This window comes from Romboutsia sp. 1001285H_161024_C4 (genome assembly GCF_015550185.1).
Classification (GTDB): Bacteria; Bacillota; Clostridia; order Peptostreptococcales; family Peptostreptococcaceae; genus Romboutsia_C; species Romboutsia_C hominis.
On record NZ_JADNAJ010000013.1, the window covers coordinates 1 to 24802 of the forward strand.

Genomic DNA, 24802 nt, shown 5'->3' on the forward strand with positions numbered 1-24802 from the left:
TATTTTTATATTTTTTATTATTACAGTTTCTTGCCCCCAACAGCATATCATTTACCTCCCTTACTTTATCAATTCCAAAATAAAAAATTTTTATTGATGCTAAAACAAGTTTAGCTGCAATAAAATTTTTTTATTTGTTACATTGACAAAGCACTCGGAAATGAAAGCTTTATGGCAACAAGAAACAACCCGACAGGGGGGCATAGTAACTTGATACTAATAAGTTTAATTTAAGGAGGATTTTAAAAATGAAAAAAATAATTTTATATGTTAAGAATGGTACAGAATATGAGGTACACAAATTTGAAAATTTAGGTGAAGGACAGAAAGCATTTACGAAAAGACGTGAAAAGAAATTTGATTACTTAGAATTGGGTATAGATGATTTAGACCAAGGAGGAAGATATAAAATAGTTAGAAGTATTCGCCTGTAATATAAACAAAGTGCCAAATTGGCACTTTATTTATATTACAATAAATTTTATATTAAAATTAAGGTTTTTTAGAATCTAAAAGCTTCTTTTTATTTTTTGCTCTTATTAAAGTAGATTTACTTATTCCTGTAAGTTCCGTAACTTGTTTATATGTATGATTTTCTAATAAAGATAAAGCATGATCTATTTGTTTTCTTTTATAAATCTTAGGTCTACCTTCTACAAAGTTAGGGTCTTGTCTTGCTAATTCTTTTCCACTTTGAGTTCTTTCTATTATTATATTTCGTTCCATTTCTGCAACAGCTAATAATGTAGTAAGGAAAAACTTACCCATTGTAGTATTTTCTAATAAACCTACATTTAAAACATGAACAGCTACTCCTTTTTTAAATAGTCCTTCTATAATCTGAATACCTTCTACTGTATTTCTAGCTAGTCTATCTAACTTTGTAACAATTAAAGTATCATTTTCTTTCAAAGTATTTAGTAATTCATTTAAAATAGGTCTATCTAATTTTGTCCCTGTGAATTGTTCTTCTAAAATTTTAGTATCGGGATATTTTTCTAAAATTTCATTTTTTTGAGCTTCTAATCCAAAACCTTCTAATTGATTTTTAGTAGATACTCTTACATAACCGTAAAACATAAAAAATCTTCCTTTACTTATTGATTTTAAGATGTATTTATGACACTAATATATGACACCTTTTAATATGTTGATTTTACTGAATTAAAAAAAAGGTGTCAATACTGTAAAGTTATGACACCTTTTTGTAGAAGACATTGATTTTATTATATCATTAATAGGATTTAATATACTTTATGCATGAGACATAACATGTTTTTTGCTAAAATATATTTTTTGCATATTCATCAACTTATTATAAAGAACTTTATCATTTTCAAAACAACAATATTGATTTATATCACACTCAGTACAGTTTGGACAGGATACTTTAGGTAAATTTTTTCTTATATTATCCTTGTCAAGTTCTTCCAAATATGCATTAATTATATTATCTTCATGAAAATTAGTTAATACATTTCTTATCTCTTGATTGCTTAAATTATTTTTTTTCATGTATAAAATAGAGGATACATTTTTATAGTAATCAACAATTTCTTTATCAGAGTTACTTCTAATTATAAAGTCTAAAAATCTCAAAGATGATTTATAAGCATTTTCGTAATCTTCAATTATAGAATATAATATTATTAACAAACAGTCTTTAGTTATATTATGTAATGGATTGACCTCAGTCAAAGGCAGTATAAGAATCTCATTTAATGAAAGTTCAGGACTGAATAGGTCTCTATCTAAAAGACTAACAAATTCATATATCTCATCTTTGCTTAAGTTATTTATATTTTTATATAAGTCTCTCATTCTCTTTTGCTCAATTAAATTATCCATGTCTTTAATTAATCTATTATTTATTTCACTAAATCCTGGTATCACTATTTGATATGTATTAAATCCTAAAAAGCTTGCATCTCTATAATAAATACTATACCCTTTATTTTCTATTAAATTAATTAGCGAATTCAACATTTCACTATTATTTTTAAAATCATACTTCCAAATTTCAGAATTAGGTGTAGCATCACCGGTATAACTAAATACCGATAATGGATATACTCCTTCTCCATTTTTAAATATTCCTTTTCTATTTTCGTAAAGATCATACTTTGAATAATCATCATTTAAATCAGACATCATATAACTTATTTCTTTAATGTTTCTACCTTGCATTATTTCAGTTAAAGTTCTTTCAACAGCGACTTCTAGTATTGGATGTGTTCCTTGGCTAACAAAATACTTGTTTGACTTTTTCTCAAATAATATAACTGATATCGTAGGATAGTTTTTATTCAAACTACAGTCCTTAATACTCACACTAAAGCATTCATCATTAGATTTACTACTCTCAATATTGCTAATAATCTCATTTATAACTTCATACCTATTCCTTACGTATGAAGTTATATCAGGTAGTGTAGTTTCACTATTGAGCATTTCACAAGTTACTTTTCTTTCAATAATTTCTGATAAGGCTTGAACCATTGCTTCTTCTTTTGAATTTCCAGAAGCCATACCATTTGTACCGTAAACAATATCAAATAATAGAATTGGCATTGGCATATCCTCATCATTGGTAATATTTTTAAATGGTAAATATATTACTTCTTCTAAATCAGTAAACTCTTGTAGCATAAAATACTTTTTCAATAATATTTCATCTTGAAATATATCACCAAAGGCTTGTTTTAGCCATGGTTTATTATCATACTTACTTAAATCAAAAGAATTATATTTAATTTCATCTGGACTTATATCAAATTTATTATCTTTTGTGAATAAAAAGAATAAGCTTGTCAATCTAAAATTTATTAAATTTTGTAACCTTTCAATAAGCTCTGCATAACCACTTGCTAAAGCATACTCTTTTATACTTCCCTTTCCGTTAGCTGCAATGTTAGTGCCCTTAATATAAACTCGAACTGAAAATAAATTATTAACTCCAGATGGAGACCATTCTTCTATTGTTTCACAACCTAAATCGCTAAGTATATTTTTTATTTTTTCAATTGTTTTATTAGGGAGTTCATCTTTAAACTTATTCATACAAGCCATTTATAAAATTCTCCTTTTCTTCATCAGTTTTAATAATTTTACTTATTCTACCATTATCCATACATATAATTTCATCATAAAATTTAACTAAATTTTTATTAATCTTATGTTCTATATTAACTATTCCGATATCTGGATCTTTAAGTATCAAATTCTCGATATCTTCACTACTAGTATTATCAATAGACGCTGTAGCTTCATCTAAAAATATAAATTTTTTGTTTTCTAATAAAACTCTAGCCAAACAAATTTTTTGCTTTTCTCCTCCAGATATATTAGATTTATTCTCATGATACAATCTATTACTAAAAATATCTTCTGTTAAATGTTCTAAGTTAAGATTTCTTAAAATCTCAATAATTTTATTTTTATCGTAATCTCTAAATAAAGTTAAATTATTAATTAATGTATCATTAAATAAAAATGGATCTTGAAGAACTATACCAATATTTTTGTAATAACTAGTGTTAGAAACTTTTTCTAAATTTATATCATTTACTATTACTTTTCCCGTATCTGGAGATACTATATTTAGTAAAAGCTTAAATATTGTAGATTTACCAGAGCCATTACCTCCATAAATAAGGTATTTTTTACCTCTATAAAAAGTATACGTAATATCTGAAATCTCAAATCCAGACTCATATTTATAATTTACATTTTCCAATGATATACTATCAAATTTGTCTAAGTTAATATTTTTAATTGTTTCCTCAGTGCTAAATGATTTAAAGAAATTATTTTTAATAGATTTCATTCCATTTAGGTAATTTATTTGAGATGCTAGTGATATAGATGGTCCAACTAATAAATCACTTGTTTGAATACTTGCTAGCAATCCTCCAAAAGTAAGTTTTTTACTTCCTATCATTAGAATTCCACAAATAAATGTTAAAATATATCCTAAATATGATACAGATCCTGTAGTCATATCAGAAAAAGTTACTAATCGATTAACAGCATATTCTTCCTCAGCTGATTTATGTGATTTATCATTTAATATATCATCATAAAGATCATCTATACTATTAGTTCTTATTACTAATTGACCTTTTAAGAAATCGCCTAGGTTTACATTATATTTTTTTAGCCAATCTAGGTATTTTGTTTTTCCATTTTGTATCTTTTTAGAGAATAAGTATGGTGTTAATACAGTTAATACATTTGACAATGCAATAATGACTGCAATTACAGGATTTAATATAAATAGGAAAAAAGAATAAATTACTATCGATAGAATTTGAAAATAAATAACTGGCAAGTTTAAATAGTAATCTTCTACTATATTTTCTATATCATTATTAAAAATAGATATATATTCTTGAATATTTGTTTCTAAAAATTTGCTGCTATTTTTTAGTTTGATGCCTTCACAAGCATATGATCTTAAGCTGATTAATAATTCCTTTTTTAATTTTGCTGTAATATCTTTTCGCATAAATTCACAAAATAGACAAAATAATATAGAAAAAATAAAAAGAGTTATATTTAATGTAATATTTTTATGTGTGGATAGAATCGTTTCATCTAGCAGTAGCTTTGACATATATATTTGTAGAGTCTGTGATAAAATAAGTAATCCAGAGAATATAAATACAGATATAAATAGTATTTTTGTTTTTATATTAAATTTCATATTCTAAATTAAACTACTTTCAATTTTATTACAGATATCACTTATATTAATTCCACGATTTTTATAAGTATTATATATTTCTATTTTATCATTTAGCCATCTACTTTGTATTTTTTCATACACTCCATCCTTGATTAAGGACATATAACTATCTTCATTAAAAATATTTCCCATCTCAAATAAATCATAATCAACTAGTGAACAGGGGACAATTCTTCCATCTTCTACTATATGCCATTGTTTAAATCCTGCATAACATTTGAAAAAATAATCGTTTTCCGGAACGATATTTTCAGACTTATCAAAAATAATTTTTATATTATCTATATATTTATTTTTTAATTCATTCATTTGTGATTCTCTATCATTATTTTCAATATGTAATTTATTCTTTTCAGAACGACCAACGGGTAGTATCTCCCCTATCATAACTTTCTTAACTCCTAATTTAATACATAGTTTTATTAATTCATCAATTTCTGATATATCATTAGTTTTTCTTTGATAAGTTACTATTGTATTTATATTATTATTAACCAATAAAGTAATAAATTCTTTTACTTTATCAAATGATCCCTCTAAGCCTACAAAACTATCATGTTGATATGAATTTGAACCATATAAAGTCACTTGGACTAAAGAAAACTTTTTATAGTATTCATATGGTATATCTTTTTCAAAATATCCAGAAGTTGTTATAGAGAGATCAAATTTATCTCCAAAGTTTTCTAATAATGTAATTATATTTTTGTACTCAAATGGCTCTCCACCAGTTAAACTTATGTTACTACAATAAGGGTATATATAATTTAAGAATTTCTCTAAAATATTATAATCTAAATGCTTACCAGAATATTGACTAAGCTTATAGCAGTGTTTGCATTTATGCTTGCAAACATTAGTTAAAGATATTTGTATTGATTCAGGAAAGTATAGACCTGATTTGCCTGAAGTTATTATAGGGTTATTGTTAGGCTCTTCTTGTTTTATTAGTATATGGTCTAAGTCACATATTACAATATTTACTGTATTTTTTACCTGATCTATATCAATGTCTAAATCTTCTTTTATAAAATCTATTGCTTTCTCATATTCATAGTTAGATGTAATAAGAGCTTTTATAATATATGTTTGTACAGGATCTAAAACCATAAAGTATCCATTATTAAAAATAAGATAAGAATAATCATCAAAGTAATGAATACTCCAAATATCTTTTAATTTTATGAACATATTTTTTTTAATGCTGTAAATATATATGTTATAATTACAACATTCTCTCCTTTTAATTTTATTTAATTTATATAATTTATTATAACAAATTAGTATTAAATTGTTTTTTAAGAGTAAATCATGCAAATTTTAAAAGTACTAAAATTTGCATGATTTTAATGTTATCTAGCAACGGCCAGAAGTATTTTGAGTTTTACTAGTTCCGCAAAGATGATGTAAAGGTGATACTTTAGTGGAACCAGAGTACTTAACAAATAGTAATTTCATAGATTTATAAACCTCCCCTTTAGTAAATTAAATTTCATAATTTATATAATTATGAAAAAGTAAGTTATATATCATAAATAGAGCGAGTATTTTATTCAGCTCTACATTGATATCTAAAGTATTTAAATGTTTTAAATATATCAACAAATTAAATAGTAGTGCTATATGTTTTTTTTTGCAGTAATTTTAGAATTTTGTAACTTTTTTGTAATCTAATTTTAGCATCATTTTGATTAAAGAGATTCAATCTTAGTAAAATAAATAGATCAGAAGTTGAATTGCTCTTTTTTATTTATATTTGCAGATTATTATTAAGAAATAAATCGAATTTAAATAGTTTAGATACATATGGAGAGGTTTACGAAATACAAATTAACTTTATTAAAGTAATTTGTATTTTTTTAGTAGATTTCTTACATACATAATATCAATTTATATTTGTTTGATTTTCTCAAATTATTGAATCAAGAATATTATATTGAGAATACTAAACATAAAAAAGGTGTCAATACCGTTAAGTTTCGACACCTTTTTTTAAGTTTTATTTTTTTAACGTATCTATATATTTAATATAATCATTCATATCACATTCAGTACATTCTAAATAATCTTTTGGAACTACACTTTCTATTATAAATTCAAAATATTCTACGAAAGATTTATCAAACTCAATCAATTCACTCATAATATTATCTAAATTTAACTCTTCTCTATATAGTAGTGGTAATTTAAATCCATTATGATTTAGTAAGGATTCCTTATCATTTGCTCCTAATCCATCAATATGATAAATACCCCTATGTTTTATGTAATTATATTTCTTTCTAATACATTGTGTTGTTTTTTTATTAAAAAAATCTTCTGCATATGTACTTAATTTATTTTGTTTTGCTAAGGCTAAACGAAGTTTTAATCCCTCAAGGTTACAATCCTTCGTAGCATTGAGGTAATCTTCCCTTTTATGAATTGAGTATTCTATTATATTAGGGTTATAGTATAACCATAAAACTTGCCAAGATAAATCTATACAGTAATTGTAATATGAGATACTGTTATTTATAAGTGTAGACCTCATAACAGCTTTACTTAATTCATCATTACCATCTATAAGCTCTCCAAAGTCTTCAGCTCTAATATTCTCTAAGCATATTCTAGCTAAACCCATAGATCTATAAACATCTTCTATTTTATGACAAGCCATTAGTAAGTTATGACTATATAAGCAATAGTGATGTTCTTCTGGTGCATAATCGTACCAATGGTGTATATTTGGTACTTTATCAAAAACAATATCTTTCATCTGAAATCATTCTCCCCTATATTAATATTTTTTATTTATATTTTACTATTTTTAGTAGATATAAAAATAGGGTAATATTATTATTTATATAAAAATAACAGACGTATTACATCTGCTGTATTTTTTATAGAGTATGATCCATCTCTTTATTTTTAGATTTTGTATAGTCTTTAGGATTAATTTCAAGAATAGCAAATAAAATTTCTTTCTGCTTTTCTGAAATTTTCATGTATGGCTCTGGAATATCTACAGACTTATATATATGCTCTTTTAAATCATTAGCAAAGCCATCTCCAATATCAAATCGACCTGTATAAAACTTATCTGTACACTCTTTGTTAAAGTGTAGTTCAAATTTTGTTTTGTCATAACCTATATAATCATTTGGAAACATCTTTTTATTAGCTTTATTAATTTCTGTTAATGTATCAAATATATCATTAGCCGCATCAAATGTGAAAATTGAATCATCATCTAAATATTTATTTTCAGACCATAAAATTTTAACATATATTTGTTCTTTAGGCTCTACAGGCTTTTCAACATCTGCAACAACTTGTGTATCATCTATAGTATTTGAATCATTAGTAACATTATCTAAATCGGAATCATTAGTTATATCCTTAGTTATTTCTATATCTTTAGCTAAAGTATTTTCTATAATTTCAATAAATTCTTTAGAAGTATCTTTAATTTCATTTAAAAGTTTTTTCTTTTCTCTTATGTCAGTATTTTTTGTGTAATTATCTAAATATTTAAGAGAATATTCGCTAGTATCCATATTAAAGTAAGAGCAAATAGTAAATGCTGTCATTTCTGCTTGGAACTCTTTTTCTTGTTTAGTATAGTTAGAGTGAGTTGTAGCTGTATGTAATTTTGCATGTGCTAATTCATGTAAAAGTGTTTTTACATTCTGTAATTGACTATTACGAGGATTTAAAGCAACTTCTCTAGTCAATGTATAACTTACACCCTTAACAACTCCTAATTCTTGCTTAGGAGGTATAATTTTTACTCCTATAGCATCAGCAACATTTTCCATAGCATTATAAAATTTATCGTAATCTTTTATTTCTCCTTCAAGCCATTTATTTGGAAATAATTTAGGTAAATCATCTGCTGTTGCATTTGTTTGGCTTATATCAAATACATAACCTTTTTTATAAGTAATTCCACTAGGAGCTTCTTTTAATTCACCTTTTTTTATTTTCTCCTTTTCTTCTTTAGTTGCTGTAAAGAAATATCTTTCCTCTCCTTTTTCATCTATAAACTTTTTAATTGGAGCAGGTACTAATATTTGTATTCCTTTTTCTCCTTTATTTACTGAAAAGCCATTATCCTTCCAAAATTTAAAAGAGCCAACAGCTTCAGCACCCTCAAATTGTTTTTCAATCAAACTACAATTTCCTATAGAATATTTATAAAACTTAGACATATATTTTAAGTATTCTTTCATATCTTCGGGATCGTTAAAGTAACTATCAAGTTTTTCATTTGTTTCCTTTATAATATCATCTACAGTTTCTTTAACAGTTTCTTTTTTATATTCCTTTTTAGTGTTATTTACTTTCTTTTTATACTCTTTTTCTATTTCTTTTTTACTTTCAGCTATTGAAGGTATATTGCTTATATCTTTTAATTCTACATCAAAAGATGAAGATATATTTCTAAGAAAATCTAATTGTCTATCTCTAAATTCATTTGAAAAAGTAGTTCCAAGACCTTTTCTAAATTCATCATTTAAATTATCAGTTACAAGTTGCATGGCACATACAGTCTTAGTAAATTTATCATCATCACTATATACAACTAAAGTTTGAAGTGTATCCATTTTTTCATTTAAAGCATTTAACTTTCTATCAAGTTGCAGATAAGTTAAGTCATTTTCACACAAGAATTTAACAGAAGATACAACTGTATCAACTGTATCATTAATCATTTTTTCATTCATTTTCATAAAATATCAACTCCATTTTTTATAAAATTAAAAAAGAGATAAAACTGATTGTTTTATCTCTCTCAAAAATTAGGTTTAAAGTCTTGTAGATTGTGATATAATATAAATATAAAAAGGAATTGAATCTATTTCGCAGTAGAGTGATATTCCTATTAGTTGAAGAATATTAATGTTTTCTATTGAACTTGATTTTTATGTCAAGCTCAAAACCACTCTTAGTTGGGCGACTAGAGTGGTTTTTTAATTTATCGTATATGTAATTAGTCAAAAGACCAAGACATATAGTGCTTAAAGCACCAACGATTATCTTTAGTTCCATACTTCTCACCTCCTTCCTTTAAGAAGTAGGATAGAAGTTTTGGAACACCACTCTATAGATTTCAATTCCTATTATTTATTATATCATAATTAAATAAGTCAAAAAATAATTTATAATATTAATTTTTTATTCTCTTTATCGTAAAGTACATAGATAACCTCACCATTTGGAAATTCATTTTTGAAGTATTCAGCAAGACCTTCTTCAACCTTAATTTCCATTTCTTCTTTACTATTAATATCTTTTATGATTACATAATCCTTTCCTATTTTATCAATAAATGCTTTAGGAATATCTGATGTTATGAAATCTTCGTTCATAAAAATTACCTCTTTTCATTTTATTTTATATGTTAATACCATTATCAATTTTATATTGTAACCTTTGGTAATAGTCCATGTTTTTAATACTATCAAATTCATTTGATAGAGCTTTTTCTATATTTTTAAGTTCCTTTTTACTAATTATAAGTTTACTACTTTTATTAGAATATAGTTTATTAATTTTTTTCTGATTAACAATCTTATCAAGTTCATCTTCTCGCTTTATATAAGCCTTTATTTCTGTTAAAAAAGCATTACCCATACGTTTATATAGTTCATCAATTTTATTCTCTTTATAGTCTTTAAATTTGCTTCTCTGACCAACTCCATAAGTTTCCTTGAATACATCCTCTTGTTTATCTAGTTTTAAAATTAACTCTTTAAATTCATCTTTCTTATAAGTATCTATATAATACTTTGTCATTTCATCAAGGTATTTTTTAGCATCATTCATAGTATTATATCCATAGTGCCAATGCCTTTTATCTTTTGGTAAATTTCTAATAACATTTCTAGTTAATTCTTTTAACTTTTTATCTTCTTTTATCTTAGAATTTTTTTTACTATCTACAATATCTTTTCTTATTATATTATTAATATCTAGGAAATTTTCCTTAGAGTCTAAAAGTTCATTTACAAATTTACTTTTCATAATATCAAGAGTTTTTTGAGTTCTTTTTCCTCTTTGAATAGTAGGGTTAGGCTCACATATTGCCACATGAACATGTATATTATCCGTATTAAAATGTATAGCTCCATTCCATACACAAGTTTCAGCAATACATTTTTTTTCAACAGCAAATCCAATGGACTTCCTAACAGCATCTTTAACTTTTTTTTCATCAAGCTCCTTAGTTCTAGGATTATAAAGTCCTTGTTTTTCTAACCACTTATTATCAAAACTAAATACATCTTGCCACAAAATACTTTTATTTTTTTGAGCTTTAACAAACAGCTCCTTTGCATCTAATTTTTCATTATCGTTCATTAAATCTGTATCTTTATTAAATAATCCTGTAGTCTTTTTAGGATTCCCCATATAATCATTATATAGGGAATATCTATTAAAAGATTTATTTCTTTTAGCTTCCTCTCTATCCATGTAATCTATATAAGAACTAAAAGTTTTTGAATTAAAAGATATAAACTTAGATACAACAACTACCCCTGGGGATTGATTAACACCACTCATAATTAATCAAGAGTATTACTATTTTTATAGTGCTTATTTTTAATCTTACCTTCAACATACTCCTTAGACATTTCATAAGCCATTGTAGGAAGGCTATCAATAGTAGGGATAGCACCGTAACTTTCTTTATAGTAGATACCATTTAAAAGTTCTAAGAGAATTTGAGTATCTTTATTAGTAGAATTTGTAGCAAATTTTAAAGAGTTTAGTTGTGGTTTTAATGTATTTATCAATTTATTTGTTATAGAATCTTTTAAAGTGGATTCTAATTCCTCTGATACCTTTTTAGCTATAAACTCATACATAGCTTGCATAGGTAGTTCAGATTTAACTTTATGTTCCGAGATCATACAACATATAGCTTCACTCATTGAACCTTTTTTATATGTATTTTTGTAATCGTCAATATATTTTCTTTCATCATCTGTTAAATAAATAGTGGTTTTATTTTTCATGTTTATAAATTATCTCCTTCATAAAAATCTGATGTGTTTATATAATTTTCTTCGTGAAAAAGTGCTAGAACTCTATTAGAAAAATCTAAAAGTCCTAGCACTTTTTCAATTGTATATTCATATTTTTCATTCACCAATTTAACGGAACTTGAATATGTTAATTGACTTAAATACTTAATTAAAAAATCATTCCTAGAGGTATTTCTTTCTTTGGACATTTCATCTATTCTAGTAATTACATTAATAGGTAGTTCTCTAACTTTAATTTCTGATGTTTCTTCTTCAAGATGTAAATTAATACTTTCTTTTTTTAGTTTATTTTTTATATCATTATAATTTAAATCTATGTTGTAGGCTTCTTCTGCATCTATGACAAACTGATCCATGAAAGAGCTAAGTATATTTGTATGATTTTTAATTACTTCGGTTAATAAGTTCATTACATTAAGATATTCTTTTTCTAATTGATTCTTTTCATTTTGAAAGGCTATATCTTCTATTTTTTTAGCTAGAAATTCATTCCTAGATTTATAACCTTCTTGCTTTGCTAGACTATCTATTTTATTTACTATATCTTCTTTAAGATATCTAACTTTTATCTCCATATATATTAATACCTCCAAAAATTTTTCAAGAAAGATTGCTCAAAAAATATTTTAAAATGCGAAAATATTTTTTATGTTTTTTTTGAGTGCTTCAAAAAAAAGAGCATAAGGAATTTTTGTCCCCATTTACAAAGGGGAACTGGGCAAAGCCCAGTAATATTCTCATTTTGTTTTAAAAAATCATGTCCCCATTAAAAATTTAATTGCCATCACATTTGCCATCATAATTGCCATCTGATTGCCTTCGCAAAATAACCCCCTTTAGGGGGAAATTTTATACTCCAAAATCCATTTTTTTCTGTTCTAATTTATTAATCTTTTCTTTAAGTTCCTTTACTCTATCTACTCTTTTTTCTCCTAAATCTCTTGTAGAACTTATAAGATTTTTTAGTTTAGTTATATTTGCTTCTGTAGTATTTTTTTCACTTTCAGTTTGGTATCTTATATCATTTTTAAGTTCTACTATCTTACTTTCTGCATCTTTCATTTTTGAATTATCTTCCTCAATTTTTTTATTTAATTTATCTATATCTTTATTAATAAAATCAATTTCTAAATCCATAATTTCTGAAATATATTTACTTTTTTTCTTCTCTGTTAAGAAAGAACTACTTTTAATATCATTAGCATCTGAATAAATTCTAACAACAGAAACTAGAGATTTTTTGTCCTTTGTAGAGGTATCTAAATTGTCTATATCTATATCTTCTAAATCTTCATTCATAGATGAATTATCAGCACTTTCATAGCCAAAGGATAAAGAAAGTACATTCCAATTTTTCTTTACATTAGCAAGAATTACATAGTAATTAGCATCTATTTTTTGATACCTAGTAGGGATAACCACATTTGGACTTTCTTGTTCTCTCAATTCAAATTTTAAATCTTTTTTATCTATATTATTTGAGTCTTCTGTATAAATAATAAACTCAACAGTTTTTGTTATTGGATTATATTTTCTACTTAATATTTTTGCATGTAAAGAGTCTGTAACTTGTATTTCATTTAAAGGAGTACTTCTAATTTTCATATCTCCACTATTACTAAACATAGCCTTTGAATTAATAAAAAATAATAATCCTAATACAGAAATAATCGGAACAACATAATAAAATATAGACTTATTAGTTTTCAGTTTTTCTGATAAAATATTTACTATTTTTTCTATATGATCCTTTAACATTCTTAAAAAAATCTCCTTTTAAAAGTTAAACTTTTATATAAACTTTCAATTATTTTTTTTATAAATTTTTAAATCATTGTACAACCCTTCTTACATTTCCATTGAAAACTTTAGTCCAATAAGGACTATCTAGTTTACTTATTTCTACACCTCTACTAGAGCCACAATGAAGGAATTGATTGCCACCTAAATATATAGCAACATGACCATTATATTTATAAGTATTGAAGAAAATTATATCTCCCCTTCGCATATTTTTAGGGTCTATTTTCGTTCCCAATGTAACTAAACTATCTGTAACTACTGAATGAAAATCTCCTAAATTTATGCCCGCACTAGCATAACACCAATGAACGAAAGAGCTACAATCAAAACGTCTTTTATCTATATCTGATTGTGTTCTACCACCACCCCAAACATAAGGGCATCTTCCTACAAGTGGCATACCAGTTTGAATTGCTTTTTCAATTGTAGTATTATCTCCTTTAACAATATTTCCAACTAAAGCTGTGCTTCTAAACTCCATAGCATATCCAAAAACATTATTTGGATAATTAAACCTCGCTTTATCTAAATTTACATTCATTCCATATCGTGGTCCACCATTATAACAAGCAAAAATTCTTCTTAAAGTATCTTTAAATTCGCAATCATTTGGACTAGCTTGCCAATTAATTAGCTTCATATTTTCACTATTGTTATAATCAAGTTTCTTAACTTTATTTTGCTTATATAAAACATAATTTGCATAATATCTTATCTCATATGATCCACCTATTACTTGTGCCCTTGGGTCTTGTAAATATATTCTCCACATATCTTCCGAACTAGAAAAAGAATAGCCAGCCTTCTTATATATATCTGCTAACCCTAAGTTCATTAAGTATTGCCATAAGTCCTCACCACATCCCGAGTCATATTTTTGAACTTGCATAAGACCGTAAGCTCCACCATAAGAATCATTAGGATTAAAATTACTTTCTTGTTTTGTGATAGCTGCTAAAACCCAATTAGGAATTTTATATATATCTGATGCTTCATTATAATAAGGAATAAATGCTTCTGGTACACCACTTAATGAGCCATTAGCAAATTCTCCTGTTCCTGTATTTGAAGAAGAACTTGCCCCAATGAACATCATTAATCCCGATATAAAAACAAAAATAAAAAATAAAGATGATAAATTTGTAGAAATTATCATCTTTATAATTAACTTAATTGTATTTATTCTTTTAAATGTATTACTTCCATTTGAGTTATTTTGAAGTGTTTGACTCACCATAATATCACCTAATATATTTCTGTAGTAATTTGAGAAATCTTCCAATCACCACTAAAATTAGTTATTAAAAAATCATACTTTGTTAATTCATTTTTTGCAGATATTTTCTTATTTTCATTTAACCAATTAGAATAAACATCTGCTTTAACATGTATCTCCTTACTTTCATTATCAAAAGAGTAATCATATACTTTCATACTCTCTATAGTCCTATAAATTAAGCCTTTATTTGGAACAGAAGCATTACCTATTACCTCTTGCTCTAACTCTAAGTAAAGCTGTTCTGCTACTATATCCTTTGCCTTTTCAAATTCATTTATAGGCTTTGTACTTTCTATCAAATGATATGATTTCAAAAATCTTTTAACTATATCTATAGATTTATTTTTATATTCACTTCCGACTTCTTCAATAGGTTTATTTTCAGTTTCATTATCAGTTTTATTATCTAAATTACATTTTATTGATTTAGAGTTATTAATTTTTTCTTTAGCATTTCCATTAAATTTTATAAATCCATAGATTGAAAATATTAAAAAACTAATTAAAAAAACTAAATATATTTTTAAATTTTTCTTTCTGTTTTTATCCATTATTTTTAATCTCCAATCCTATGCTCCACCTTTAAATAAATCTAATTCTTCTGAACTTACCTCAACGTTAAAAGAGATATTACCAAGTCCATTTATAGATAATATACATTGTCCTTGTTCTAATTTAGGAATAGATGTAAGCTCACTTTCCGATAATTGACCACTAAATACTCTTTCTAAAGTTTCTATAGCATTACTATCCTGTTGCATTATAAATTTATACTGTGTTAAATCAAACATAGTTTTAATTTTTTCAAACATTTCGCTATTTAGGTTAGCCGGAGCGACATCCCTTATACTTTGTGTTGCAAAAACTAATCCACCAAAATATTTTCTTGCTTCTCTTTGAAAACCTGTCAGATACTCTACTGCTGTAGGATTATTTGAGTTTATAATTCTATGTGCTTCATCTATAAGTATTAGGAACTTTTTACATTCATCAAAAGTTTGTATTTTTCTATCAAATAAATCTTTTTCTTTTCTACCTTGAACTAATGAGTTATTCCAAAGTAACGATAAAATATTAAATATTTGTGCATTAAAAATTCTATTATCAAACTGTGTAAGGTTTCTTAAATCAAAAGATACTATAGGCTCATTAGTTATATCTTTTACAGTAGAATGTCCATCAAATAGTTTAGGATAATCTCTTACAATACTTTCAATATTTAATAAAATACTATCAAGTCTTTCTCGTCTTGCTATAGAAATTCTTTCGTTAAGAGTTTCTGATGCTACATCTGAATATAAAATAGATTTTATATAATTTAAAAACATACTCATTGTTGGATACTGTGTAACTTCATAATCACAGGCTCTATGCTTTTCTATATTACAATGTACATAAAATTCATCAAGTATTTTATCAAATTCTCTTTGTTCCTCATTAGAGCAAGAAGGATTTAAAAATCTATACATAGTACTTACTTTCGCTAAATGGACTGTATAAGACTGTTCATGATTAACCTCATATGTTACATCATTTACTATGGTAGCAAGTATTTGTAATGGATTTATCATACCATCTGTACCATCTAAAGATACATTTCTACCCCCTAAAGCTCTTACAAGGTCTTTAAACTCTCCAACTATATCAAGTATTCTTATCGTTTGGTCTTGTATTGCATTATCTTCTACTAATTTTTTTAATAGTGTAGATTTCCCAGCTCCCATCATACCTACTATAACGGCATTGTAAGACTTTCTTTTATTTGTCTTAGTAAATAGATTAAATAACATATTTCCACCTGTTGAAGTAGTTCCTAAGAATACTCCTGTAGGATCATTTAATTGTGTAAAATGGAAAAAATAACCTCCACCTAATGAGGTAGAAGGTATTGCTTTTCCTGTTCTTTTATTTTTAAATTTTATTTGTTCCATATATCCATTAAAAAGTGATTGCCATTCATATTCCTGTTCATTTAAGCATATTGTGGCTCTGTACCCCATGTTTTCTAAATCATCTAATAATTCCTTTACCCTTGACTCTACATCATGTCTTGTTTTTGCTGAAATATAATATCTTATATGCACTAATTTAATAACTTCCCCCGAGTTTGTTATTCTATCAGCTAAATTATGTAAGTTATTATAAGTACTTTGAGCTTCTATTATATTAACCTCATTAGTTTCCTCTCTATACCTATTTCTTTGTTCTATAAGAGATTTATTTATCTGTTTAAGAGCTGTTCGTTTCTTTTCTGTACCTATATCTATAGTTGTTATTACATTTTTCATAGAAGTTAATTGGATAAGCCAAAAAGGATGAACTTGTGGTTTATAATCGTATAAATGTACTACTGTTTCAAAGCCATCTCCTTTTTGTATAATCCTTTCATCAAACTTTACTCCACCTTGTGCTTGTATTTTACTTACTAATTTAGGGTTAAAATCTATTTGATTAATTTCTTTTTTCTTAAATAACATTTTTATTGCTCCTTTCATTATATTTTTGAATTTTGATTGCTAAGTTTAAATAATATCTTAATTTTCTTTTCATAATCTATAGAGCTTATTGGGATACTTTCATTACTAAGCCTAAATAAAAAATGCTCTTTTTCCTGTATGTCTTTTAAGTCCTTTGCAAAGATCATTATAAAAAATTCTTTATTATATCTATGTTTTTCTAAAAACACTAACTCTCTAAGTTTCTGATTTAAAAAATGCTTAAACATAGGATTAGATGTATTAGCTAATTTTTTTCTTATATTTTCTTGTTGAAGATAAGTATTAACAGGAAATTGCATACAAATTATTTTCATATCTTCTGCATAAAGTCTTAGGAAGTTAGAAAAATCGCAAATATGCTTTTCTTTTTCATCGTCATTTAATGAATATACTTCCTTACTTTGAATCTGATATATATTCATATATCCATATGTAGTTTTAAAAAAGCCTTCTTCTTCATCAACTATTGGAAAAATATCTATGATAGATTTATTTAACTCTTTTAATTCCTTTTTTAAAGCTTTCCTTTCTTCCTTTAATCTTTGTTTTTCGCTGTCTTTACTCTTGAACATTATCTCTCACCTCAAAATTTACAGAATGATAAGTACGGTTACTTCTCATAAACAAAATTGCAACTGATTGCCAAACTCTTTTATTTGGATTCTTAGTGCTTTTACTTATTAAAATAATACAAATACTTAATAAGAATATATAATAAAAAAGTACCAATCCTTTATATATTGAAGCACTTGTTATCCAAGCAAAAAATAAAGTACCTATAATTGCTACAAAATCTTTTATATAGATACTTTTCCATAATTTATTTTCACTAGCGATTTCTTTAGGAATAATAAATATCATTTTATAATTTCCTTTCATATTTAAATTTAGAATAGTTTTTCCTACTAGGTAAAACTTCATTATTTTTTAACAAAAGTTAATCTGAAATTAACATAATCCCCATTCAAATTCATATTTACATTAGTATCATATTGGCTTAATCTATCTTTCTTCTTAAATCCTTTTTCTTTCACCTTTTTATTAATTTTTCTCCAATCATAATATATTTCTATTCATTTAATTAAGTTTTACCAATAAAAAAGATAGATAGTTCTAAACTATCTATCTTTAATAAATTCTATTTATCCTTCTTTTTATTTTTTCTATTTCTTATTAAACTAGCCATTTTCATTCCTGTATTTCTTCCTATATCATAACTTTGTTGCATATTTCTTACTGTTGGGTTAGTTTGCATATTATTTTTTAAATGCTCTGATAGAGTTCTATGCTCTACAGGGGATTTAATTTTTTCAACTTGATTTGGTTGTACATCTATATTTGAATTACTTACATTAGGTGAACTTGTATTGTTATTTATACTTTGAGATTCATTTCCTGTATCTCTATTAAGGTTTGAGTTACTCATATCTTTTTCTATAGAGCTATTATTTATAGGAGTATCTATTGCACTTCCTAATGTATTAGTATCTATAGAGGTATCTACCATACTTCCCATTTCATTTCCTAATGTACTAGCATCTATAGGAGCATCTACCATACTTCCCATTTCATTTCCTAATGTATTAGTATCTATAGGAGCATCTACTATACTTCCCATTTCATTTCCTAATGTACTATTATCCATAGGAGCATCTACCATACTTCCCATTTCATTTCCTAATGTACTATTATCCATAGGAGCATCTACCATACTTCCCATTTCACTTTCTAATGTACTATTATCTGTAAGAGCATCTGTTATATTTGCCATTTCATTTTCTAATGAATTATTTTCTAATGAATTATCAGCTTTATTATTTTCACTAGCTGAAATATTATTATCTAATTTTATATTACCTTTATCTTCACTTGCATTAATTTCATTATCTAATATTTGATTTGAATTTTTAGAAGATGTATTATTGGTATCTATATTTGAAGATAAATTATTTTCGGTATCTTGTTTCATATCTAAATTGTTATCTGATTTTAAGTTATTATCTATATCATTATCTGAATTTGAATTAGCATTTATATTATTTTCGCTATTATTAAGTGCTTCGCTATCTCCTTGAATATTAGGACTTTGACTAGCATCTGTAAACTCATTATCATTGTTAGATTGTGATTTCATTTCATCATGTAAGCTAGTTTGTTCTTTAAATCCATCTAAATTACTTGAAGGTTTATCTTTATCATTCATCTGTTCTTCTAGTGGCTTCATACCTTCTTTAAATCCATTGTACATACCTACAGCACCACTACCAACACTTGCTATACCATTTACAGCACTCTCCATTGCTTTTGATATACCTTGACTTGTTTTAGATAAAATACTAGCTCCCGCATAAGCTCCAGTAAATACACTCCAACCGCTTTTTACTCCACTATCTATTCCAAGTATTCTTTCAACAACATTCGGACCATCTATAACAGCTATTGAGCCACCTATTAATAAAATTAACTGTGCAATTCCTTCGCCCGATTCTACAGTCCATGCACTAAATAATAAATACATTTTTAATAAAACTGATATTACAAATAAAATTGCAAAGTTAGTAACTATACACCTTATTATTTCTTTGTTCTTTTGACCTGTTGATATATCTGAAAAAGAGTATAAAATTCCAAATAACTTTACAAATCCTAGTTCAAATATAATCCTTGCAATTTTAATAGCTGTACATAATAAAGTTATTGTTGTGCAGCCTAAAGATATAATCATAGTCCAAAAACTAAAGTTATATCTATAATAATTTTCGGGGAACATATTAAATAGTCCCTTCTTTAAATCAGCTTTAACTTTTTTACCGTTTTTATCTGCTGAAATCTTAGATTTAAATACCTCTTTGTTTTTTACTGTTCCTTCGTCAATTTCCTCATTAATATCAATATAATTAACTAAATTTGAAGGCATATTATTTTTATTTTTAGTCTTGAAATCTAAAGAATCTAAGTAATATAAATCATATATATTATCTTTAATAATTTTATCTGCTGATAAGTTGTATTCTGATTTTAAGCTACTTATAGCCGAGTTAGTTATTTTAGATAATTGACTCATACCAAGTGGAAGTAACATAACTATACTTACAGAAATTATACAGTTTTTAACTAATCCATTTAACTTAAAATCTCTATTAAACATTATTTTAAAGCCTAAAAAAAGTATTGCAATTGCTAGAATCCCCCATGCGATAGGGAATAAACTATGTATTAGATTATCAACCTGTGAACTTGAAAAAAAGCCATTTAGCGAATAAATACGGTTTACTACTTTTTCAATGTTGTTAGATAAAAAAGCTAACGATTTAATAATTCCCCAACCAATTGACCTTAATACATAGTTTGGAAATGAAACTAATGTAAAAATATTTGAATTGCTTAAAATATCTATTATTTGATTTTCATTCATCTTTTACCTCACTAATGTATTTATTTTGGGAAAAATAATTTTATTTTTTCAACTATATCTTCATCAACTTGTGAGTATATTTCATATACTGTATCTGAATTTAATATGATTTCTTCTTCATCTTCCCCAATTATATTTAACCTGTTTAAATAGTCTATTAAAGATTTTTTTTCTGACTCTAATAAAGTTTTTTCTGTAACTTTATTAATAAGATCTTCTTCTAATTTAATTTCTGCAGTAGATTTATCTTCTTCTACAGTAGATTTAATTTCTTCAATAGGTTTATTTTCTTCTTCAAAATTTAAACTATTTAGGTTGTTATTTCTTAATTCCTCTGCTTTCTTAGTTTGTTCCTCAACTCTTTTTTCTAATTCTTCTTTAACTTCTTCTTCATCTTGATAAGAAAAAGCTAACTTTTCATAATCTATATCTTTGTGTAAACATTCTACCTTTACATCTATAAATGCCTTAGAATTATCAAATTTATCATATAAATACTCATATCTATATTTCATTCTGTATTCACCTTCATTAAAAATCGGATTAGGCACTATTTTATTTCCAAAATTATCACTTCTTTTTATACCTCTGACAACAACTGTTTCTCCTTCTTTTAATCGCCTTACTTCATCTGATTTTAATAATCTTCTTCCATCTAAATTCTCTGTATGACTCTTCCCAAGTGAGTACATCTCACCACTTCGAGAATGACTTACAATTGTTTGTTCTCCAATTAACTTAGAAAACTTTTCAGATGTTTCTTCATCTGTAGTAAGTAAATAAATTTGATTACCACAGTTCCCTTCAATCGTTGAAGCCTGTTCTCCATAGATAGTTTTTATTTGATTAAATGCTTGAATTACAAGGTTAAATCTTATTCCTCTCCCTAAACAAACAGTTATTATATTATCTAATCCTTCAATCGGTGGCATATTACCAAATTCATCAAGTAAAAAAACTACTTCTCTTTCACATTTACCAGTTCTTGATAAAGTTGCATTTTTTGCTAATACATAATATGCTTGTCTAACAAATATACTAGCCATAACATGAATTGATTTATCATAGTCGGGTGTTGCCATAAATATAGCTTTTGGCTTATCATTTTCTTTATTTATAAAACCTATATCTTTTAAATCAAATGAATTTTTACTTGTCATTTTTGCTATTTTTTCAAATGTGAACATAGAAAGTTTATTCATAGCTGATACTAATATACTTCCTTTTGTATTTGACTTAGCAAATTGAGTTGTAGCATATTGCATCTTAGCAACTGATGTAATAGGTAACTCATTGAAATAATCATCTATTTTATATCTCTCTGCTCCATTAAAATCCGTATATACAGTTCCTAATTCCGTAAGCATATTTGCTACTGTATACATAGTTATTTTTTCTTCCTTATTTATAGGAATATACTTTTCACACAATGCTAAAATTAAAGCATTTGTTAAACTCATTGCTGTATTTTGCCAAAAAGCATCTTTTGTATTTGGATCATTGAAAATTGAGTAAGTCAATGTCTGGCATAAAAGCTGTGCTTCTCCAAATTCTTCATTTTTATATGCTTGAATTATAAGCTCTAACGGATTATAACTCATTGAGTTCATTGGATCAGTTAAGTTTAATAAAAGTACTTCATATCCTCTTTTTTCAAGTGTTTCTTTACTCATTGCAATTAACTCTCCCTTTGGATCGTTAATTACCATTGAAGGTTTTTCCTCTGCCCTTGAATATATATCTATAGTAGGTACAACAAAAGTTTCACCCTTACCACTACGAGTTGTACCGATTATAATGTTGTTTACTGAACTATCATCTATATACATTACTTCTTCTTCTTTTGTGTTACCGTAATTATCTTTATAGAAATGATACCCTCTAGCAATCGGTACTCCCCCTTTACCTTTAAATCCTTCATCTTTAATAGGTACAGCTCTATATTGACTTGCTATTTCTTCTCTTGTAGCAAATCTTGCTGTTCCCTTTTGTCCATCAGCTATTTCATTGAAAGACTTTTTAATATCTAAAATTAACTTTATATATAATGCTGAAAATATAGCAATTATAATTAAATAAAGTGGAAATAACTCAACTATGTAAGTTAAATTAAGAAATCCAAATATACTAGGTTTATCTCCACCTAAAAACAAATTAGGTAATTTAGTAAGATACTCTACTATTAAATTAGTTATTAATATTACTAAAGTCATTGATATAGCTCCAAACTTTATAGCGAAGTCTTTATCTACTAATTTTCTTGTTATTTCAAATTCCTTGTTTTTTGACTTTAGAAATTCTTGAATTCGCTCTCCAATGTTCATAATTTCTCCCTTTCTAAATTTTAACTAAAAATAAATAAAGTAAATTTAACTATAAATTCTTTTATTTATAATTAAATTTAGTTTATTTACTTTTTAACTATAATGAGCTGACTAGAATTTTAGCCAACTCATTATAATATTAAATAGATCATTAATTATGGTTTTAATCATGTATTCAATTCCATTTTTAAAATGTAATTTTATTTTTTAAGAATTCAGTAAAACCATTAGCACCTAAAGTAAATATTAATCCTACAAAAGCACCTATTAACCAAGGTTTTGCTTTTTCAAATCCATTCTTTCCACTAAAGAAGAATAGTGAGCCACCTACTATAAGTGCTATAGTTGCTCCTGGAACTGCAAGCATCTTGCCCCATGAAACAACTTCATACATTAAATTTGCTACGTTATTTATTGGCATTTTTTAATTCCTTCTTTCTTATGATTCTTTTAATTAAATATGATGTTCTTATGTCTACTGTTGTATATCTGCATTTGCCTTTAAACTTTGAGTTATTAACTTTGCACTATTATTTATTAAAGTTTGGTATTGTTCAGTTAACCATGTATCATGATCCTTACCACTTATTTTTAATATAGTTGATGCAAGTTCTTTTAAATCTTTATCTACAGCCATTCTTATCACCTCTCTCACTTATATATAGAAATAGCAAGAGCCTATCAAAAAATAAATAATTGAAAAGCTCTTGCTATTTCTATATATTTTATTCATTTTTGCTTCTTCCTTAATTAAAACTTTGGCATATAGCCAACTTTACTTCCTACATTAACATTCACATTTTTTGTATCTGAAAATACCGAAAACATCTTATGAACTTCTAAATTTCCTGTTACTTCAACGGTGAAAGTTGATTTATTTTTTTCTTGATTATTTGGAGCTAATTTTGGATTAGTAATATTAATTTTTACATCTGATAGTTTAAAATCAATTTGACCATCTTTCTTTCTTTTTACATAAATATTACCTTCTTTTTTTGCTCCTAAAGTTTCTTTTAAGAATATATCTAAATTAGATTTATCAATTTTAGGTTGCCATTTATCATTTTCTAATATATTTGATGTAAAATATCCTTCTCTTTGAGATTGATATATAGAGTCGCAATTATTAGTCGAAATATTAGTTGCAACACTTTCTAGACCATCTCTAACACTTGATATAGTCATTTGTGTTCTTGAATGTTCAGCTATAAAAAAGAAGATTATAGACAATGCTAGTACAACTACGCAGCTTAAAATTAATCCATTTCCTTTTTTATCTTTTATTATCTCTTTTATCACTTCCAATACACCTCACTAAATCCACTATCTTTACTTTGTAATGGTATAGGGAATGACCCAAATTTAAAAAATCCTATATTAACATTCTTTTTAACTGTAACTTCAATTGGATCACCTAGCTGTATTTTATTTGTCCCATATATATAATTTACTTTCCAATCTACAGAGTCTACATTTTCTAAATCTTTTTTGAGTTTATTGATTCTATCTTGAACTGAACTCCCAATTTGTCCTGTTGTTTCTGCTTCTCTAACAACTTCACTTGCAAACTTGTTTAAATTGCTTTTTGCAACAAAAACAGGGAATACACTTAATGCAAATGCCATTACTAAAGCAAAAACTAAAACCATTACTGCTACATCAATATAACCTTGACCTTTTTTGTTTTTTAATATCTTCATAT

The 24802-nt window shown here is 26.0% G+C and carries 24 protein-coding genes; 1 reads left to right on the forward strand and 23 read right to left on the reverse strand.

Features of this window, described 5'->3' with window-relative positions; genetic code table 11:
* Positions 1 to 248: 248 nt before the first annotated feature.
* A complete protein-coding gene (locus tag I1959_RS14010; RefSeq protein WP_195238701.1) occupies positions 249 to 434 on the forward strand; it encodes a hypothetical protein in 186 nt (61 codons plus the stop codon).
* Between the two features lie 58 nt (positions 435 to 492).
* Here I1959_RS14010 and I1959_RS14015 read toward each other — a convergent pair whose 3' ends face one another.
* From I1959_RS14015 to I1959_RS14125, 23 genes are all read right to left on the reverse strand, one after another.
* Entirely contained in the window at positions 493 to 1080 is a 588-nt protein-coding gene (locus I1959_RS14015) for a recombinase family protein (RefSeq protein ID WP_195238702.1), read from the reverse strand.
* Between the two features lie 174 nt (positions 1081 to 1254).
* Positions 1255 to 3069: a YcaO-like family protein gene (locus tag I1959_RS14020; protein WP_195238703.1), complete on the reverse strand. Its 1815-nt coding sequence runs from the start codon at positions 3067 to 3069 to the stop codon at positions 1255 to 1257.
* A complete protein-coding gene (locus I1959_RS14025) occupies positions 3053 to 4705 on the reverse strand; it encodes an ATP-binding cassette domain-containing protein (protein WP_195238705.1) in 1653 nt (550 codons plus the stop codon). The genes I1959_RS14020 and I1959_RS14025 overlap by 17 nt, the downstream gene beginning before the upstream one ends.
* A 3-nt stretch (positions 4706 to 4708) precedes the next feature.
* Positions 4709 to 5938, reverse strand: a complete 1230-nt coding sequence (locus tag I1959_RS14030; protein ID WP_195238707.1) for a radical SAM protein — start codon at positions 5936 to 5938, stop codon at positions 4709 to 4711.
* Between the two features lie 808 nt (positions 5939 to 6746).
* Positions 6747 to 7505: a hypothetical protein gene (locus I1959_RS14035; protein WP_195238708.1), complete on the reverse strand. Its 759-nt coding sequence runs from the start codon at positions 7503 to 7505 to the stop codon at positions 6747 to 6749.
* Positions 7506 to 7629: 124 nt separating this feature from the next.
* A complete protein-coding gene (locus tag I1959_RS14040; protein WP_195238712.1) occupies positions 7630 to 9462 on the reverse strand; it encodes an LPD25 domain-containing protein in 1833 nt (610 codons plus the stop codon).
* A gap of 166 nt (positions 9463 to 9628) precedes the next feature.
* Entirely contained in the window at positions 9629 to 9781 is a 153-nt protein-coding gene (locus I1959_RS14045) for a hypothetical protein (protein WP_195238764.1), read from the reverse strand.
* A gap of 110 nt (positions 9782 to 9891) precedes the next feature.
* On the reverse strand, positions 9892 to 10101 hold the full coding sequence (locus I1959_RS14050; protein ID WP_195238714.1) for a hypothetical protein: 210 nt from the start codon (positions 10099 to 10101) through the stop codon (positions 9892 to 9894).
* 25 nt (positions 10102 to 10126) lie between these two features.
* Positions 10127 to 11296, reverse strand: a complete 1170-nt coding sequence (gene mobP2, locus I1959_RS14055) for a MobP2 family relaxase (RefSeq protein WP_195238716.1) — start codon at positions 11294 to 11296, stop codon at positions 10127 to 10129.
* A 2-nt stretch (positions 11297 to 11298) separates the two neighbouring features.
* The gene (locus I1959_RS14060; protein WP_195238718.1) at positions 11299 to 11751 is read right to left on the reverse strand and encodes a hypothetical protein; all 453 of its coding nucleotides are present in this window, start codon (positions 11749 to 11751) and stop codon (positions 11299 to 11301) included.
* A 2-nt stretch (positions 11752 to 11753) separates the two neighbouring features.
* Positions 11754 to 12356: a hypothetical protein gene (locus I1959_RS14065; protein ID WP_195238720.1), complete on the reverse strand. Its 603-nt coding sequence runs from the start codon at positions 12354 to 12356 to the stop codon at positions 11754 to 11756.
* 274 nt (positions 12357 to 12630) lie between these two features.
* Positions 12631 to 13539 carry a coiled-coil domain-containing protein gene (locus I1959_RS14070; RefSeq protein WP_195238721.1) on the reverse strand — a complete coding sequence of 303 codons (909 nt, stop codon included), beginning with the start codon at positions 13537 to 13539 and terminating at the stop codon, positions 12631 to 12633.
* A 73-nt stretch (positions 13540 to 13612) separates the two neighbouring features.
* The gene (locus tag I1959_RS14075) at positions 13613 to 14821 is read right to left on the reverse strand and encodes a C40 family peptidase (protein ID WP_243240053.1); all 1209 of its coding nucleotides are present in this window, start codon (positions 14819 to 14821) and stop codon (positions 13613 to 13615) included.
* Positions 14822 to 14829: 8 nt separating this feature from the next.
* Positions 14830 to 15414 (reverse strand): hypothetical protein, encoded by a 585-nt coding sequence (locus I1959_RS14080; protein WP_195238722.1) that lies wholly within the window; start codon positions 15412 to 15414, stop codon positions 14830 to 14832.
* Positions 15415 to 15432: 18 nt separating this feature from the next.
* Positions 15433 to 17340: a VirB4 family type IV secretion system protein gene (locus tag I1959_RS14085; protein ID WP_195238723.1), complete on the reverse strand. Its 1908-nt coding sequence runs from the start codon at positions 17338 to 17340 to the stop codon at positions 15433 to 15435.
* A gap of 17 nt (positions 17341 to 17357) precedes the next feature.
* Positions 17358 to 17933 (reverse strand): DUF5320 domain-containing protein, encoded by a 576-nt coding sequence (locus I1959_RS14090; RefSeq protein ID WP_195238724.1) that lies wholly within the window; start codon positions 17931 to 17933, stop codon positions 17358 to 17360.
* Positions 17920 to 18240 (reverse strand): DUF5592 family protein, encoded by a 321-nt coding sequence (locus tag I1959_RS14095; RefSeq protein ID WP_195238725.1) that lies wholly within the window; start codon positions 18238 to 18240, stop codon positions 17920 to 17922. The genes I1959_RS14090 and I1959_RS14095 overlap by 14 nt, the downstream gene beginning before the upstream one ends.
* Before the next feature lie 259 nt (positions 18241 to 18499).
* Complete coding sequence (locus tag I1959_RS14100; RefSeq protein WP_195238727.1) at positions 18500 to 20776, reverse strand: pLS20_p028 family conjugation system transmembrane protein; 2277 nt, start codon at positions 20774 to 20776, stop codon at positions 18500 to 18502.
* A gap of 20 nt (positions 20777 to 20796) precedes the next feature.
* A complete protein-coding gene (locus I1959_RS14105; RefSeq protein ID WP_195238729.1) occupies positions 20797 to 23100 on the reverse strand; it encodes a VirD4-like conjugal transfer protein, CD1115 family in 2304 nt (767 codons plus the stop codon).
* Between the two features lie 187 nt (positions 23101 to 23287).
* Positions 23288 to 23521, reverse strand: a complete 234-nt coding sequence (locus I1959_RS14110; RefSeq protein ID WP_195238731.1) for a hypothetical protein — start codon at positions 23519 to 23521, stop codon at positions 23288 to 23290.
* Positions 23522 to 23575: 54 nt separating this feature from the next.
* On the reverse strand, positions 23576 to 23737 hold the full coding sequence (locus I1959_RS14115; RefSeq protein ID WP_195238733.1) for a hypothetical protein: 162 nt from the start codon (positions 23735 to 23737) through the stop codon (positions 23576 to 23578).
* A gap of 113 nt (positions 23738 to 23850) precedes the next feature.
* Complete coding sequence (locus tag I1959_RS14120; RefSeq protein ID WP_195238735.1) at positions 23851 to 24399, reverse strand: hypothetical protein; 549 nt, start codon at positions 24397 to 24399, stop codon at positions 23851 to 23853.
* The gene (locus I1959_RS14125) at positions 24396 to 24800 is read right to left on the reverse strand and encodes a DUF4320 family protein (protein ID WP_195238737.1); all 405 of its coding nucleotides are present in this window, start codon (positions 24798 to 24800) and stop codon (positions 24396 to 24398) included. Before I1959_RS14125 ends, I1959_RS14120 begins: the two co-directional genes overlap by 4 nt.
* Positions 24801 to 24802 lie beyond the last annotated feature (2 nt).